Origin of the sequence: Nannocystis exedens (assembly GCF_002343915.1) — a bacterium.
Lineage (GTDB): Bacteria > Myxococcota_A > Polyangia > Nannocystales > Nannocystaceae > Nannocystis > Nannocystis exedens.
In genome coordinates, this window is sequence record NZ_NETK01000001.1 from 2083215 (window position 1) to 2099036 (window position 15822).

The following is a 15822-nucleotide window of genomic DNA, read 5'->3' on the forward strand; positions in this document are numbered from 1 at the left end:
CGCGTCCGCGACGACCGGCCCGGCCGTGCCCGGCGGGGGCCTTCGCCAGTCGAAAAGGAGCGAGACGTCATGGGCCTGCCGTCAGTCGTGATTCGCCACCCACTCGGCGACGCGGGCCGCGTCCGCGTCGCCGACGGGGGTGGCGAGCGCGCGAAAGCCCTCCTCGGCCCGGGCAGCCAGGCGCAGCGCCTGGTCCCGGCTCTGGCCGGCGTCCCACCGGGCGCGCGCGAGCAGGAAGCGCACCCGCGCGAGGAGCGACGGCAGGATCTGGTGCCGCTCGAGCAACGCCTGGGCCCGCTCGAGCGGAGGGATCGCCGTCGCCGCGTCGCCGCGCATCACGTGCGCCTCGCCGATGCCGGCGAACGCGAACGCGTTGTCGATGAATTCGGCGCCCTGGGCCTTCTCTCGCAGCGCGAGCGCCCGCTCGTAGTGGTCCAGCGCCGCCTCGACGTCGCCCCGGCGCAGCAGCACGTCGCCCGAATTCTCGAGCGCATTGGCGACCTGCTCGTGCTCCGGGCCGAACACTTCCTCGTAGATCGCGAGCGCCTTGCGATGGGCGGCGAGCGCCGCGTCGAGGTCCCCGAGATCGCTCTCGGCCCTCCCGATCGCCGCCAGCGCGTCGGCCACCAGCGGACGCGCGCCCTCGGTGGCCTCGAAGCTGCGGAGCGCTCGCCTCCCCGCGTCGAGCGCCGCCGGCAGCTTGCCCAGCTTGCGCAGCGCTCCGCTCGTATCCAGCACGATGAGCGCCACCTGCGGATGGTCCTTCCCCCGCGCCGCTTCCACGATGGACAGGGCCTCGGCGAACAGGGCCTCGGCCTCGGCGGCGCGGTCCTCGAGCATGAATTGGTTGCCGGTCCGCACGAGGAGCGCCCCGTAGGCGGGATGCTTCACGCCGAACGACCTCCGCGCGAGCTCCGTCGCGCGGCGCAAGGACGTGTGCGCCGCGTCGACGTCGCCCTGCGCGCTGGCTGCCATGGCGAGGAGCTCGAGCGACTGCGCGGTGTGGCGGTGCTCCGCCCCGAGCCCCTGCTCGCGGACGGCCAGCGAGGCCGCGAACTCGGCCCGCGCCGCGGCGAAGTCGCCGGCGTTGTAAAGCAGGATGCCGGAGTTCGCGTGCAGCGATCCTTCGAGCTCCGGATCGGCGCCCCACCGCTTGAGGGCGGCCCGGGCGTGAAAGGCCCACTCGCGGCCGGCCTCCACCTGGAACAGCTGCGAACCGACCACGAAGACCAGCGCGATGGCGGCGCGCGCGGCGATCCGATCGTGCCGTCCTGCCTGGGCCGTCGCGTACGCCTCGCGCAGCGAGGCCTCTGCCGCCTTCGGCTCGACGGCCTGCAGTTGAATGGCGCCCAGCGTCTCGAGCGCCTCCGCCTCGGTCGGCGGGTGCCCGAGCGCCCGGGCCCGCTCGACCGCCCGCGTGGCCTCGGCGAGGCCTGTTTCGTACTGTCCGAGCGACGCCAGGAATTTCGCCTGCGCGAGCGCCGTCTCGATGTCGCGCGCCTCGGCGGCCTGCTCGCTGCCCTCGGGGGGGCGCACGGGCATCCGCAGCGCCTCGAGGTTCGCGCAGGCCGCGACGCCCGTGAGCTTGAAGGCCGCGTCGACCGCCTTCGTGACCCCGTCGGCGTCCGCGTCGCGGAGCAGGGCCGTCAACGTCCGGACCTCCGTCCATCGGCGGTCCAGGCAGAGCATCCGCAGCGACAACAATTCGTCCGACTGCTCCCCGCGGACGCGCGTCGCCTCGCACGCGTCCGTGTGCATCGCCGACCATTCGCGCCCGTACGCGTCGAGCGTGCGCGCCACGGTGGCCCAGATGTCCTCGGCGTGGGCCATGCCGGTGGCCAGGAACCTCGCGTGGATCGCTTCACGCGCCTCGTCGCTCCAGGCCTGGGCGAACTTCGCCGCGCTCCCCTGACACAGCGGCGCCGGCTCGCCGGCGAGCTGCACCGCCGCGAAGATCGACAGCCCGAGGGCGCCCGCCCCGAGCCCGGCGAAGGCCCGCCGCCGCCAGGTCTGCCGCGGATCTTGCGACAGCGCGGCGAGCAGGGCGTCCATCGACGGAAAGCGCTCTTCGGGGGCCAGGCGGAGGCCACGCTCCAGCACCCGTCGGACGAACGCCGGCACCGCCGGGCCGCCTTCCACGCTCGGGAGCTTGCCTCGCTGCGCCTCGGCGCGGATGACCTCGCGGGTGTTGAGCGTGTACGGCCGCCGCTGATACAGCGCGGCGAACAACGCGACGCAGAAGCTGAACTGGTCGGCGCTCGCATCGACCTCGCTGTTCTCGAACTGCTCGGGCGCCATGTAAGCAGGGGTCCCGAGGAACGCCCCCGCCTGCGTGATCTCGTCGAACGGCTCGGCGACGTCCGTCGAGGTCGACACGTCCGCTCCGGTCCGCGAGGTGTTCGAACGGACGAGGCCGAAGTCGACCACGCAGACCCGCCCGTCGCGACCGACGAGCACGTTGGCGGGCTTGAAGTCGCGGTGGATGAGCCCCTCCGCGTGGGCCGCCGCCAGCCCCTGGCCCACCTTCTTGAAGATCTCCACGATGGCGCGCCACGAGTGCTTCCGCGGCGCGAGCCAGGCGCCCAGCGTAACCCCTTCGATCAGCTCCATGGCGATGAAGACGCTCGCCCCGAACGTGCCCACGTCGTACACCGCGACCACGTTGGGGTGGGACAGCCGCGCGAGCGCCTGCGCCTCGCGCATCAACCTGCCGCGCTGCGCGTGCGAGCGGCCCAGCGCCTCGCTGCGCAGGAGCTTCAGCGCGACCTTGCGGTTCAGCTCGGGATCGTACGCCGCATAGACGACCCCCGTGCCGCCGACCCCCAGCGTCTCGAGCACGACGTAGCGCCCGACGAGGGCGCCTCGCGTCAACGATCGCTGCGACGCGCCGTCCTCGGGCGCCGTGAAGGACGCCGAAGCCGCGTGCGACGGGCTCCGGGCGAGCGAGGACAGCAACCTCCGGCACGCCGGACACGCGGCCGCGTGCGCCTCGACGCGAGCGCTGTCCGCCGCCGAGAGGACCCCGGCCACGAACTCGGTGATGGTGTTCTCTTCGGGGCAGACCATCGTCGGCGACAGACAGGGGCTCGTCGAGACTCGCGCGCGGCGGCTCAGGTGCGATCGATCGCACCCCCCACGCTGAGCTGGCTCTGGGCGAACTCGAGGAGGCGCTCGAGCTCGTCGCCCCACAGCTTGTGGTGGCTCATCAACGACCGCCGCACCTGCGCGAGCAAGACGCCGCGGATCCGCGCCAGGTTACGGCTGATGGTCGAGGGCGCCACGTTGAACAGACGGCCGAGCTCGACGACCCCGACGCCGTCGAGGTGGTACTGGAGCAGGAGCATCCGGTCTCGCGCGGGCAACGCGGCGATCGCCCCGTTCAGCGCGGTCTGCACGATCTTGCGGGCGTCCTGCTTGAGCTGCGCGAATTCCGGGGTGTACCCCGGATCGACAGTGAGGGCGTCGAGCAGGTCGTCCTCTGTGGGCTGCTCGCGGGCCGGACGCGCGCTGTCGATCACGACCCTCGCCGCGACCGTCCGCACCCAGCCGCCGAGCTCGCCGCGTCCGCCGTAGCGGGCGATCCGGGGCGGCGTGTCGCCCTGGGCCAGGAACAGCTTCTGGCGGACGATCTGCTTCTCGTCGTCGGAGGTCCGGCGGTCGCGGGCGATGAACTCGGCGTCGAACACGGCGATCGCCGCCGCGGAGCCGGCCGCGCAGGCGCACGCGAGGAGCAGCTCCGCGAGCCGCAGCTGCGCCAGGGCCTCCTCGACCGGCTCGACGCCCGCCGGCACCCGCGCGGCGACCCAGGCCGCGTAGCTCTCCGGCTCGACGGTGACCCCGGGCCAGCGGCGGCTCGCGTCTTCGACCGCCTCGACGAGGATCCGCTCGACGGCCTCCGCGTCGTGGCTCCGCGCCCCGCCGAGCAGCGACAGCAAGCGCGTGGAGAGGCGCATGGCCCGGATTTTAAAGCTTCACGCGGGGAACGTCGCGACGAACGGCGAGCAAAACCTTTCAGGGTATCCCGGATGAAGCGACGTGGGGGCGTCCCATGCCGCGCCGATGTCGCTCCCCTGCCTTCCAGCGCGACGCCGGGGAATGGACCGGTCGAGGGGGCTCGAAAAAAAACCGCAAAACGTCGGGACGCCCCCCCGTCTCCCTCTCGGACCGGGCGCTTGCACCCGGAGAAGCGATCATGCCCCTCTCATCATTGCGAATGACGGCTCGTCCCTACTCTCTCCTTTGCGCTGTACTGATCGCAGCCCCCGCTTGCGGTGAGGACCCGCAAATCACCAGTACGAACGCGTCTTCGACCACGGATGCCACCGGCACCACGAGTGACACCTCCGGCGGCGACCCGACCGGGGCGACCGAGGCGACCGAAGCGACGGCGACCGCGGACACCGTCGTCCCGACCTCGACCTCCACGCCGGACCCCGGCACCGACAGCACCGACGGCACCGAGCCCGGCACGTCGGCGAGCACCAGCGCGACGGCGACGAGCACGAGCGACACGGGCGACACGACGGAGGACGCCACGAGCTCGTCCACGGGCGGAGAGACCGGGGTGGAGCCGTGTGACGGGCCGCTGCTGAATTGCTACGTCGGCTGCCCCGACGAGCTGTTCGCGGTCCCGCCCTACGTCGAGGAGTTCGACGACCCGGCGCAGTACGACGCCCACTGGGGCGGGACCTGGGCCGCGCCGACGGTGGCCGGAGGTTCGCTGAACTTCGGCCCGCACCCGATGACGCCGGACTGGTGGGACAACTACAGCCCGACCTGGTCCAAGGAAGAGTACGGCGACACGTTGCTGTGCGCGCGCCTGCGGCTGACCCCGCCGGTGGTCGCCATCCCGGACGAGGACATGTTCGAGGTCACGATGCGCCTGCCGGCGGACGCCGCGTACGAGACGGGCGCGATGTCGCTGGGGCTCCTCACCGCGGAGTCGCAGCTGGTGTTCCGCACCCGCATCGCCGAGGCCCAGTGGCAGGACCACGCCGAGGCCCCGTTCCCGCTCGACCGCGGCGTCGAGAATACGCTCGACGTGCTGATCTACGCCCAGGGCGACAAGTACGTCGCCGAGCTGCGCAACGCCGCCCACCCGGACGAGATCACCGTGCTGCCGGCCGAGGCGCAATTCAGCCCGACCGGCCTGCTGACGCTCCTCGGGTGGCGCGACAGCGAGGCCGTCCACGTCGATCGGCTGGTGCTCGGCGGACCGGCGGCCGAGGTGTACGACAAGCTCGTCGCCGAATTGCCGTGAGGCCGGCGGGACAATCCCCTGTCCGCGGGAATGCGCGGACATGTCCCTCCGGACATCTTACTTCCCCGCCCGCTCGCCGGCCCCGGCCTTCTCGCCGAGCCGGGCGATGCAGTGCTGCAGCGCGTCGCGCAGGCGGGCGTGGACGGCCACGTGCGACAGGTCGACGCCGATCGACACCATCGTCTGGGCGATCCGCGGGTGGATGCCGGTCAGCACGCCCTCGGCGCCGAGCAGCCCGATCGCCCGGATCATCGCGATCAGGTGGCTGGCGGTGCCGGTGTCGACCACCTCGACGCCGGTGAGGTCGAGGATGGCGAAGCGGGCCCGCAGGCGGCCGACCGCCTGCAGCAGATCGTCCATGATCTCGGCCGTCCGCACGCTGTCGACGAGGCCGAGGATCGGCACGGTGATGATGCCGTCCCAGACCTCGATGATCGGGGTCGAGAGCTCGCGGATCACCTCCTGCTGCTTCTCGATCAGGTCGAGCTTGGCCCGCAGCTCGGCCTCGCGGCGGAGGGACTCGCGGAGGTCGAACGAGATGCCGACCATCGCCGCGTCGGAGTCGCCGGGGTCGGCGACCGGGATGTACCAGTTGCGCCACGGCACCCCGAGCACCTCGACCTCCTCGGCGCGGCAGGCCTCGCCGGCGAGCGCCCGGCGCACCACGCCGTGCCCCGGGTGGTCGGGGAACGCCGCGAAGATGTTGCGCCCGACGAAGTGGTTCGGCGCCAGCCCGACCGCCTGCATGCCCTTGCCGTCCTGGAACAGGTAGGTCCCGTCGCGGTCGAGCGCCCACACCGAGACGTCGAGGTTCTCGATCACGGCCTCGAACATCTTCTCGGCCAGCGCGGCGCGGCGGTACCGGGCGACGCGCTCGGTGACGTCGTGGCCGTGGATCGTCGCCCCGGTCGCGCGCCCGGCCGCGTCGCGCTCGACCTGCCACCACGCCTCGAATTGCAGCACCTCGCCGCCGCGCCGCACCGCCTGCACGCGCGGCGCCTCGCTGTCGCCCGCCAGCAGCGCGGCCCAGTCGCCGGCGACCGGCGGCACGACCTCGGCGAGCGCCCGCCCCAGCGCCTCCGCCTCCGTCGCCGCGAACACCTGCTCGGCGCGGCGGCTCCAGCCCGTCACCCGCAGGGCCTCGTCCACCTCGATCACCACGTGCGGAGCCCGCTTGCTTCTTCCGTCCATCGGCCGATCCTTATCACGCGCCGGAAACGCTGCGGACGGCGACGAGACCGCGTTCGAACCACGTACGCGGCGTTCCCGCACAGTTTCGTGGCGCCGCCTCGGACCGTGTCTCACACGATCTGCGAAGGTCGGTTCGGCGCGTCGTCCTCGGGCTCCCCGGATGCAGACAGCGCACGATCGGGCATGTCTCCGATTTTTACCGCGGCGCGGAACGTCACCTGTCCCTTCGGACATTCACGCTAGCGCGGCCACCCCAGGCAGAACGACAGCGGGCCGAGGGTGGCGGCGATGACGGCGGCGAGCGCGAGGTGGAGGACGCCGACGACGACCGCCGCCGCGCCCTCGACCTCGCCGTGGAGCGAGCGGCCGCCGACGCGGCCGAACAGGACCGTGCGGCGCGCCCCCAGCCCGCGCACGCCCCAGCGGATCGTCAGCGCCACGCCGGCCGCCAGCAGCACCGGCAGGAGCAGCCGCAAGAACGTCAGGTCGCGCACTGCTCGGCCGCGCCGGCGAAGGCCCGCAGGTACCCGTCCACGGCCTCACTGTACCGGGAGCCCGCGGGCGCGAGCGGCGGGATCCCTGGCCGCGCCGGCACCAGGGCCCGCGAAATCGCCCGCGGGCGCCGGGTGGCGAATTCAAGCAATTGACCCCGGGGCGCCCGACACTGATCCTCCGCCCCGATGACCGGCGCGGACGAAAGCCTGGGGGCGACCCTCGCCGCGACCGGTCAGGCGACCACCATCGACTCGGGGCAGGTCGAGCTGCGCCCGCCGCCGCCGGGCGCGGGCACGCCGGTCGACAAGGAGATCGTCAAGCGGGCGCTGTTCCCCCGCCGCGGCGGGCCGGTGCGGATCGGCCGCTTCACGGTGCTGGGCCAGGTCGGCCGCGGGGCGATGGGCGTGGTGTACGCCTGCTACGACGACCTGCTCGACCGCAAGGTCGCGGTCAAGCTGCTCAAGCACACGGCGGCCGGCGATCCGTCGGCGGCGCAGGTCCGGCTGCTGCGCGAGGCGCAGGCGCTGGCCCGGCTCGACCACCCCAACGTGGTGACGATCCACGACGTCGGCACGTTCGAGGATCGCGTCTACCTGGCGATGGAGTTCGTCGACGGGCAGACGCTCGGCGCCTGGCTGACGGCCGCGCCGCGCACGTGGCGGGACATCCTCGCGGTCGTGATCGCGGCCGGCGAGGGCCTCGCCGCGGCCCACGCGAAGGGCCTGGTCCACCGCGACATCAAGCCCGACAACATCATGGTCGGCGGCGACGGGCGCGTGCGCCTGATGGACTTCGGGCTCGCCCGCGCCGAGGCCTCGGCGGCGCCGCCGGGCGAGCTCGCGGGCGCGGCGGTGACGACCGCGTTGACGCACACCGGGGCGATCATGGGCACGCCGGCCTTCATGGCCCCGGAGCAGTTCCTCGGCGAGCCGGTCGACGCCCGCTCCGACCAGTTCGCCCTGTGCGCGACCGCCTGGGAGGCGCTCTACGGCCAGCGGCCGTTCGCCGGCGACGACCTCACCGATTTGATGGCCAGCGTCACCGCCGGCGTCATCGCCCCGCCGCCGCGGGCCCGCGCGCCGCAGTGGCTGCGCAAGGTGCTCGAGCGCGGCCTCTCGCGCGACCCGGCGGCCCGCTTCGCCGACACGCGGGCGCTGCTGCAGGCCCTGCGCGCCGACCCGACCCGCCGGCGCCGCACCCTGGCGGCCGTCGCCGGCGCGCTCGGCCTGGCCTCGGCGGGCGTCGGCGCGGCCCGGCTCGCCGAGCAGCGCACGCTCGCCGGCTGCGAGGCCGCGGCCTCGGCGGTGCTCGCCGACTGGGACGAGCCGGCCCGCGCCGCGCTCCTGCAGGCCTTCGTCGCCACCGGGGCGGCCCACGCCGCCGCGACCTTCGCCCGCACCGCGCCCTGGCTCGACCGCTGGGCGACCTCGTGGCACGACGTCGCCGACGCGGCCTGCCGCGCCCACCGGCTCGACGCCGCCTGGGACGGCGAGCAGTACGCCCGCGCCGTCGACTGCCTGGCCGAGGCCCGCGGCAACTTCGTCGCGCTCGTCGGCGAGCTGCGGCGCGTCGACGCCGCCAGCCTCACCGAGGCCACCAGCGCCGCCGCGGCGCTGGCCGCCCCCGAGCTGTGCGCCGACCCGGCCCACCTGCGCGAGCGGCCGATGCTGCGCTTCGACCAGCGCGAGCAGGTCCTCGCCGTGCGCGAGCGGCTGGCCCGGGCCGGCTCGCTGGCGGCCGCCGGGCGCTACGCCGAGGGCCTGCCGGTCGCGCGCGAGGCCCGGCACGCGGCCGCGGCCGTCGGCTGGCCGGCCCTGGTCGCCCAGGCCGAGCTGCGCGCCGCCGCCCTGGCCGAACAGACAGGCGCCTACGCCGACGCCGAGGCCGGCCTGTTGCGCGCCGTCGCGGCCGCCCGCGAGGCCCGCTCGGCCCGGCTCGCCCTGCAGGCGAGCACCGAGCTGGTCTACGTGGTCGGCTACCGCGGCTCGCGCCTGGCCGAGGGCAAGGTGTGGGGCGAGGCGGCGCGGACCCAGCTCGCGCTGCTGGCCGGGGCCCACCCGCTCGAGCAGGCCGACCTCGACAGCAACCTCGCCGGCCTCGCCTACGTCGGCGGCGACCTCGGCGAGGCCGCGCGCCTGTACGCCCGCGTGCTCGCGGCCCGCGAGGCCGCCCTCGGCGAGCAGCACCCGCGCGTCGCCGACAGCGTCAACAACCTCGCCGGCGTGCGCTACGCGACCGGGGCGATCGACGAGGCCGCGCGCCTCTTCGCCCGCTCGCTGGCGATCTACGAGCAGGTCTACGGCGAAGCCCACCCGCAGGTCGCGACCACCCTCAACAACATCTCGCTGGTCCACGAGGCGCTCGGCACCTACGACCAGGCGATCGCCGCCCTCACCCGCGCCCTGGCGATCCGCGAGGCCACCTTCGGCCCCGAGCACGCGCTGGTCGCCACCTCGCTGTGCAACCTGGCCCTCGTCTACGAGGCCACCGGCGTCTACGACGAGGCCGCGCGGCTGTTCCTGCGGGCGCTGGCGATCCAGGAGAAGGCGTTCGGCCTCGACCACCCGATGGTCGCCGACACCCTGCACAACCTCGCCACCGTCCGCTACGACACCCACGACCACGCCGAGTCGGCGCGCCTGTTGCGGCGGGCCCTGGCGATCTACGAGCGCCGGCTCGGCCCGCACCATCCGTCGACGGTCGCGAGCGTCGCCGGCCTCGGCCAGGTCCTCACCGCCACCGGCGCGCCCGAGGAGGCGCTGAAGCTGTTCGCCCGCGCCCTCGCCAGCCAGGAGCAGGTCCTGGGCCCCGACCACCCGAGCCTCGCCCACTCCCTCCTCGGCCGCGCCGAGGCCCTGACCGCGCTGGGCCGCGCCGCCGAGGCCGTGCCCGCGCTCGAGCGGGCGCTGGCGATCCGCGAGGCCTCGCAGGTCCAGCCCGAGGAGCTCGCCGAGGCCCGCTTCGCCCTCGCCCGCGCCCTGTGGGACGGCGGCGACCGCCCCCGCGCCCGCGCCCTGGCCGAACAGGCCGCCACGACCTACCCCGAGGCCCCCGGCACCGCGGCCGCCCGCGCCAAGGTGCGCGACTGGCTGGCCAGCCACCCGGCCCCCTGATCCTCGCCGCGGTCTTCGTTCCCGAAGATGCACTTCGGGCCATGCTCTCCTGAGCATGCTTTCCAAAACATGTCCATTGGTTTATGTCCTCAAAGACATCGAAGACACTCCGCTGGCGACGCTCGTCGCGTCGACGATCGCCCCCCTTCGCGGCGCCGATGCTCGAGCGCGGGCCATCGCTGCGCCGCAACCCTCGAGCGCGCGTGATCGCTTCGCTGGCGACATTCGCCACGTCGATCCCAGGGCTCCCATCGCCGCACGATGAGGGAGCGGGTGCCATCACTGCACCCGCAGCGGTCGCCGCGACTCGAGGCGCCTGCCCGGCGCACCGAAGACGAGTGCGCACCCCCGCCGGGCGCCGGCCGCCGCGACCTGCCGGATCTGTCCCCACCGACCCCAGTCAGCGGAGCGTGTGCATCAGCCACCCCGCCGCCGCGCCGCCGAGCACCAGCCAGGTCGCGTTGATCCTGAAGCGGACCAGCAGCACCGCGCTGACGAGCCCGAGGCCGAGCGTCGGCGCGTCGACCAGCGCCGCGCCGGCGAGCTGCGCCGTCACCACCGCCATCAACGCCAGCGACGCCGCGTTCACCCCGTCCAAAAACGCGGCCGAGCGGGGCGACGCGCGCAGGCGCGGCACCAGCGGCCCGCTCAGGGCCACGAACACGAACGCCGGCAGGAAGATGCCGGCGGTGGCGACCAGCGCCCCGCTCGCGCCGGCCAGCACGTAGCCGATGAACGTCGCGGTCGTGAACACCGGGCCCGGGGTGATCTGCCCGACCGCGACCGCGTCGAGGAGCTGGGCCTCCGACAGCCAGCCGAGGCGGTCGACGAAGTCGGCGCGGAGAAACGCCAGCAGCACGTAGCCGCTGCCGAACAGCACCGCGCCGATCTTCAAAAAGACCGCGAAGAGCCCCGGCAGCGTCACCCCGCCGAGCGCGCCCGTCGCCGCCGCCGGGGCCAGCGACACCAGCAGGCACGGCGCGGGAGCCGGCCCGCCGCCGCCCGTGGTCGTCGCGATCGACGCGACGACACCGGCCGCGAACAGCACCGCCAGCTCGTCGACCCCCAGCGCCACCAGCGACGCGGCGACGAGCGCCAGCACCCGTAGCGCCGGCGTGCGCGCGGCCTTCGGCGCGAGGCTCCAGATCGCCTGCACCACCACCGCCAGGATCACGGGCTTGACCCCGTACAGCAGCCAGTCCATCGCCGGCAGCGCCCCGAAGCGCACGTAGGCCCACGCGAGCGCGCCCGTGATCGCCATCGCCGGGACGATGAACGCCAGGCCGGCGACGACCAGGCCCGCCCAGCGCCGGCGCGCGAAGCCGATGTGAATCGCCATCTCGGTGCTGTTCGGGCCCGGAATTAGATGGGTCGCGCCGAGGAGGTCGAGGAAGCGGGCCTCGGTCATCCACTTGCGGCGATTCACCACCTCGTCCTGCATCATCGCGATGTGCGCGGCCGGGCCGCCGAACGCGGTCACCCCGAGCCGGGCGAACAGGCCGGCGAGCTCCGCGAGCGTCGTGGTCGGCCCGCCGCTCGCAGGCGCCGCCGATCCGCGCCCGGCGTCGCCGTCGTCCGCCGGCGTGCTCACGTCGAGGTCACCCCGGCACGTCGCTCCCGCTGCGCTGTCGACACGGGCGTCACCGCGAGCGGCATGCTGTCAGAGCTCTTGGAGCCGGGCAACGCCGCGGGCCACCAGGCTCGACCGGCACGGATCGCAATCACGGCAGCCCTCGTCCTCGCCGGCTCGACGCGACCGCGAGCGCCGGCGCCGCGAACGCTCTCCCCCCCCGCCCGCTCACAGCCACGGCAGCGCCGCGAAGCTGCGGGCGTCGTGCGCCGGCACCAGCGCGATCTCGGGGAACCGCGCCGCGATCGCGGCGACCCGCAGCAGGTTCTCGCGCACGCCCTCGGCGTCGGCGTCGGCCAGCGCGCGCAGCAGCCAGGCCCGCTCGGCCCGCTCCGTGACGCCCTCGAGCTGCCACACCAGATCGCCGGGGAACGCGTAGCGGCGCTCGCCGGGCAACGTGACGAACACGATCACCGACCCGGGCGTGTGGCCGAACGCCGGCACCACGACGATCGCGCCGTCGCCGTACACGTCGTGACTGGCCGGGAAGCCGAGGTAGCGCCCGCCGTCGAAGCGCCGCGCTCATCGTGAACGCGCGGCGATCGCCGAACGCCCCGCCGCGGTAGGCGAAGCCGGCGCTGCGCCGGGTGATGCCGGTCGGCAGGTGAACCAGCGCCATGTCGGCCGGCGGCGACGCGCGCGGCAGCTCGCCGGCGAGGGCGGGCGGCGCCGGCAGCGGCGCTGCGCGGGACGAATTCGCCAGCAGCACGAGCGGCGACGGGAGCGAGTCCTACAAGGTGTGCCGCCCCCCAGCCACGCCCGGGCGGGCGCGCGCCGTCGCGGCTCTGGATCGATCTCCGCGATCTCGCCGATCGCCGCCCGCCGCATCGAGGCACCTGCCCGGAAGGACAGGTCCTCTGTCCGCTCGCAGCGCCCCTGCGCCGCGCGAGCGCGCCGCGGCCGTGGTAAAAATCGCAGGCCCCGCGAGGCGCGGTCGACGAAGGGCGGCGGAGATGACGGCGACGAAGAAGACAGCCGCGGCGAGGGCCGCCAGGGGCAAGACCACGAAGGTCGCCACGACCGGGGCGAAGAAGGCCGCGAAGGCGACGAGCACCAAGCCCGCCGCGAACAAGACGACCAAGCCCGTGGCGAAGAAGAACCGAGCGACGAGCAAACCCGCCGCCACCAGGACCGCGAAGGCCACGACGCAGGCCGCAGCGAAGAAGTTCCCGAGCACCAAGCCCGCCGCCACCAAGTCCGCCAGGCCAGCGTCGCCCACCCCGGCCGAGAAGAACAAAGCGACGAGCAAACCCGCCACCACCAAGGCCGCGAAGCCCGCCACGTCCGCCCCGGCCGAGAAGAACAATTCGACGAGCACGAAGCCCGCCGCCAGCGCGACCACGAAGCCCGCGACAAAAACCACAGCGAGGCGATCCGCGACGAGCACCGACCCCGCGTCGGCGGAGCAACCCGCCCCGAAGGCAAGAGCCGCGACGCCTCCCACCCGGGCGAGCGCGAGGGGCAGCGCCGCGAAGCGCACGACGAGCGCGAAGAAGATCGCCGCCAAGACGCCCGCCGCCGAGCCGACGGAGTGGCTCGTCGGGCCGCTCGCCCCGCTGCGCGAGCTGGCCGAGGCCGTCGCCGATCTCGGCGTCCGCGCCGTGAACGCCAGCGAATCGCAGGACGGCGGCCAGGCGCTGCGGGACCACTACGCCGACCACTGGACGCTCGGCATCCTCTGGTCGCCCTCGCTGTGGGAGGCATCCCGGGCGCGCGCGCAGCCGCTGCGGCTGTGGGCGACCGGGCCGGTGCTGCGCGGCGCCCATGCCCGCGAGTTCACCCCCTCGCTGTACCTCGATCCCGCGGACCCCGGTCGCCTCTGGTACACCCCCGACCCCGCGCTGCCGGCCGCGCTGTTCGTGCCGTTGCCGGCCACGCGGGCGACGATCGAGGAGGCGCTGACGGAGCTCGGCCCGCGCGCGCCGGCCCTCGACCTCGCCGAGGCGAAGACCGTGCGCGCCTACATGGGCGCGGTCAACTTCCTCCGCGTGCCCAACCCCTACTACGGCGAGCTCGAGCCCGCCGGTCCGCACGAGCTCGACCGCCACTTCAACTTCAGCCCCGTCGTCACGCCGCACGCCTGGGGCAGCGCCTTCGTCGACGACCCGCTGCGGGACAGCGAGCCGCTGTCGACCATCCAGGAGATCGCGGTCTTGCGGGAGATCCGCGAGCAGATCGCCGAGTCCCTGCCGCGCTTCACCCGACGCGCCTGGTTCTCGCAGGCCCTCCTCGCCATCGAGATGCACGCCGACGGCCACTACGTCTGGGAGGTCACCTACCGCCCGAGCCGCTTCGCCTCGGCCGTCCTCGCCGAGTTCAACGCGCTCAGCAACCAGCGCTACCCCGCCGACATGCCGCTCGACGTCGCCGCCGCGCTGCACGGCTTCATGTTCTACGACGCCGCCTGGTTCGAGGCGGAGCTCGCCCAGGAGACCGACCTCCGCCAGCGCGGCGCGCTGGTCGGCGCCGCCCTCGCGGTGGCCGCCGACGACATCGTCGAGGCGGCCCGGATCGCCCGCGCCGCCATCCTCCGCGGCGAGGCCGAACAGATCGCCGTGGCCAACGCCGCGCTGCAGTACAACTGGCAGTTTTTGCTCGAGGAGCTCGGCAGCTCGACCGCCAGCGCCGAGCTGCGCGCCCAGATCACGAACGTGCTGATCCAGGGCATCCCGCCGCCGCAGGTCGACGAGCACGGCGAACCCGTCGACCTCTACGACAGCGTCGCCGACGGCGAGGAGGCGCAGGACGATGCCTGACCTGCGCATGATCCCCAGCCCCGACCTCCCGCGCGCCGAGCTCGACGCCCGGCTGCGCGCCCTCGGCTACGCCCGCGCCGGCGACGAGCCGCGCACGCACCTCCGCTACCGCCTCCGGACCTGGCGACACCCGGCCGGGTCGAGCGTGACGCTGTGCGAGGTCCACGTCACCGGCGAGCGCTACGCGTGGGTCCACGCCGAGGCCCTCGACGACCTTTCGCAGGCGCTCGGCGCCCTGCCGCGCGCGGCCCTGCTGCAGGGGGCCGACGCCGCGCCCTCCCCCCGCGAGGCCCTGCCCTGGCTGCGCCGGCTGTGCCTGCTCGAGTACGCCGTCCTGTCGCCCGAGCTGCGCGAGCACCTCACGCGCGCCCTGACCGACTCCGACCTGCTGGTCCGCAGCTCGGCGCTCGCGGCCGCCCTGTGCCTCGCCCGCGAGCACGCCGTGTGGGCCCTCGAGGTGGTGGCCAAGGCCGAGACCGACCCGTCGCTGCGCAAGATGTACGCGCGCACCGCCAAGGACGAGCGCGCCAAGCTGAACCAGCCGACCGCGCCGGCCGCCGCGAAGGGCGGGCGCAAACCCAGGGCGGACAAGAAGCGCGCGGAGAAATCATAGCACCCGGCCCGTGCCGCCCCGCTGCCGTGATTGCGGCCGGCCTCGACCGTGAGCGAACGCCCGCGCGCCAACCCGGAGCGAGCGGGCGCTCGAAGGAATCATGACACCCCCGCCGCAGCGTGCACCTCGCTGCCGTGATTCCGGCCGAGCCCGACCGTGAGCCGACGAATGCGCCGCAGCGATCGCGGCCGAGCTCGCTGCCGATACCTGTACCCGTGGTCGTGGCAGCCGGCGAATCATGCTAGATCCGCCCGCGCATGGCGCCCTCCAAGCCGGTCGTCGTCGGCGTGATCTCCGACACCCACGGCCTCGTCCGTCCCGAAGCGCTCGCGGCGCTGGCCGGGGTCGACCACATCGTCCACGCCGGCGACGTCGGCGGGCGGCCGGTGTTCGACGCGCTCGCCGCGATCGCCCCGATCACCCTGGTGCGCGGCAACAACGACCGCGACCTTTGGGGCCGGAGCTTGCCCGCGACCGCCGAGGTGCGACTCGGCGGCGCGCGAGTGCACGTGCTCCACGACCTCGCCGACCTCGCCGTCGACCCGCGCGAGGCCGGCATCGACGTCGTGATCACCGGTCATTCGCACAAGCCCGCGCAATCGTACGACCACGACGTCCTCTACCTCAACCCCGGCTCGGCCGGGCCGCGTCGCTTCAAGCTGCCGATCTGCCTCGCGCGGCTGCACCTCGGCGCCGGCGCGCCGACCGTCGAATTCGTCGACCTCGCGCGGACCGGCAGCTAAAACCTCCCGCCTGTCCCGCCG

General features: G+C 74.1%; 14 protein-coding genes. 6 read left to right on the forward strand and 8 right to left on the reverse strand.

All coding sequences use genetic code 11. The annotated features are described in order from the left end of the window. Positions 1-81: 81 nt before the first annotated feature. From NAEX_RS08125 to NAEX_RS08135, 3 genes are all read right to left on the reverse strand, one after another. Positions 82-3066 carry a tetratricopeptide repeat protein gene (locus NAEX_RS08125; RefSeq protein WP_096326944.1) on the reverse strand — a complete coding sequence of 995 codons (2985 nt, stop codon included), beginning with the start codon at positions 3064-3066 and terminating at the stop codon, positions 82-84. A gap of 44 nt (positions 3067-3110) precedes the next feature. Beyond that, the gene (locus NAEX_RS08130; protein WP_096326945.1) at positions 3111-3953 is read right to left on the reverse strand and encodes a hypothetical protein; all 843 of its coding nucleotides are present in this window, start codon (positions 3951-3953) and stop codon (positions 3111-3113) included. 274 nt (positions 3954-4227) lie between these two features. Beyond that, the gene (locus tag NAEX_RS08135) at positions 4228-4548 is read right to left on the reverse strand and encodes a hypothetical protein (protein ID WP_096326946.1); all 321 of its coding nucleotides are present in this window, start codon (positions 4546-4548) and stop codon (positions 4228-4230) included. 16 nt (positions 4549-4564) lie between these two features. On the opposite strand from NAEX_RS08135, the gene NAEX_RS08140 reads away from it, so the two are divergent. Continuing rightward, positions 4565-5260 carry a hypothetical protein gene (locus NAEX_RS08140; protein WP_096326947.1) on the forward strand — a complete coding sequence of 232 codons (696 nt, stop codon included), beginning with the start codon at positions 4565-4567 and terminating at the stop codon, positions 5258-5260. 57 nt (positions 5261-5317) lie between these two features. Here the strand turns inward: NAEX_RS08140 and NAEX_RS08145 are convergent, their stop codons facing one another. Both NAEX_RS08145 and NAEX_RS08150 read right to left on the reverse strand, forming a co-directional pair. Further along, positions 5318-6451, reverse strand: coding sequence for a PAS domain-containing protein (locus NAEX_RS08145; RefSeq protein WP_170135557.1), 1134 nt, complete (start codon positions 6449-6451; stop codon positions 5318-5320). 239 nt (positions 6452-6690) lie between these two features. Beyond that, positions 6691-6945 (reverse strand): hypothetical protein, encoded by a 255-nt coding sequence (locus tag NAEX_RS08150; RefSeq protein WP_096326949.1) that lies wholly within the window; start codon positions 6943-6945, stop codon positions 6691-6693. A gap of 186 nt (positions 6946-7131) precedes the next feature. Here NAEX_RS08150 and NAEX_RS53710 point away from each other — a divergent pair, with 186 nt between their 5' ends. Beyond that, positions 7132-10059 carry a serine/threonine-protein kinase gene (locus tag NAEX_RS53710; RefSeq protein ID WP_096326950.1) on the forward strand — a complete coding sequence of 976 codons (2928 nt, stop codon included), beginning with the start codon at positions 7132-7134 and terminating at the stop codon, positions 10057-10059. Between the two features lie 55 nt (positions 10060-10114). Next, the gene (locus NAEX_RS47495; protein WP_143140881.1) at positions 10115-10324 is read left to right on the forward strand and encodes a hypothetical protein; all 210 of its coding nucleotides are present in this window, start codon (positions 10115-10117) and stop codon (positions 10322-10324) included. Positions 10325-10459: 135 nt separating this feature from the next. On the opposite strand, the gene chrA is transcribed toward NAEX_RS47495, so the two are convergent. The 3 genes from chrA to NAEX_RS08170 all read right to left on the reverse strand — a co-directional run bounded on the left by chrA (position 10460) and on the right by NAEX_RS08170 (position 13196). After that, positions 10460-11650 (reverse strand): chromate efflux transporter, encoded by a 1191-nt coding sequence (chrA, locus tag NAEX_RS08160; protein ID WP_096326951.1) that lies wholly within the window; start codon positions 11648-11650, stop codon positions 10460-10462. Positions 11651-11857: 207 nt separating this feature from the next. Continuing rightward, positions 11858-12160 (reverse strand): MBL fold metallo-hydrolase, encoded by a 303-nt coding sequence (locus tag NAEX_RS08165; RefSeq protein WP_096326952.1) that lies wholly within the window; start codon positions 12158-12160, stop codon positions 11858-11860. Between the two features lie 259 nt (positions 12161-12419). Continuing rightward, entirely contained in the window at positions 12420-13196 is a 777-nt protein-coding gene (locus NAEX_RS08170; protein WP_096326953.1) for a hypothetical protein, read from the reverse strand. A gap of 94 nt (positions 13197-13290) precedes the next feature. Here NAEX_RS08170 and NAEX_RS08175 point away from each other — a divergent pair, with 94 nt between their 5' ends. The 3 genes from NAEX_RS08175 to NAEX_RS08185 all read left to right on the forward strand — a co-directional run bounded on the left by NAEX_RS08175 (position 13291) and on the right by NAEX_RS08185 (position 15801). Further along, positions 13291-14445 (forward strand): hypothetical protein, encoded by a 1155-nt coding sequence (locus NAEX_RS08175; RefSeq protein ID WP_096326954.1) that lies wholly within the window; start codon positions 13291-13293, stop codon positions 14443-14445. After that, positions 14438-15058: a hypothetical protein gene (locus NAEX_RS08180; protein ID WP_096326955.1), complete on the forward strand. Its 621-nt coding sequence runs from the start codon at positions 14438-14440 to the stop codon at positions 15056-15058. The genes NAEX_RS08175 and NAEX_RS08180 overlap by 8 nt, the downstream gene beginning before the upstream one ends. Before the next feature lie 257 nt (positions 15059-15315). After that, a complete protein-coding gene (locus tag NAEX_RS08185) occupies positions 15316-15801 on the forward strand; it encodes a metallophosphoesterase family protein (protein ID WP_096326956.1) in 486 nt (161 codons plus the stop codon). Positions 15802-15822 lie beyond the last annotated feature (21 nt).

Excerpts from the sequence above, each read along its gene's own strand:
- NAEX_RS08125 (WP_096326944.1), bottom strand. The coding sequence starts at position 3,066 with ATGGTCTGCCCCGAAGAGAACACCATCACCGAGTTCGTGGCCGGGGTC.
- NAEX_RS08130 (WP_096326945.1), bottom strand. The coding sequence starts at position 3,953 with ATGCGCCTCTCCACGCGCTTGCTGTCGCTGCTCGGCGGGGCGCGGAGC.
- NAEX_RS08145 (WP_170135557.1), bottom strand. The coding sequence starts at position 6,451 with ATGGACGGAAGAAGCAAGCGGGCTCCGCACGTGGTGATCGAGGTGGAC.
- NAEX_RS53710 (WP_096326950.1), top strand. The coding sequence starts at position 7,132 with ATGACCGGCGCGGACGAAAGCCTGGGGGCGACCCTCGCCGCGACCGGT.
- NAEX_RS47495 (WP_143140881.1), top strand. The coding sequence starts at position 10,115 with ATGCTTTCCAAAACATGTCCATTGGTTTATGTCCTCAAAGACATCGAA.
- NAEX_RS08180 (WP_096326955.1), top strand. The coding sequence starts at position 14,438 with ATGCCTGACCTGCGCATGATCCCCAGCCCCGACCTCCCGCGCGCCGAG.
- NAEX_RS08185 (WP_096326956.1), top strand. The coding sequence starts at position 15,316 with ATGGCGCCCTCCAAGCCGGTCGTCGTCGGCGTGATCTCCGACACCCAC.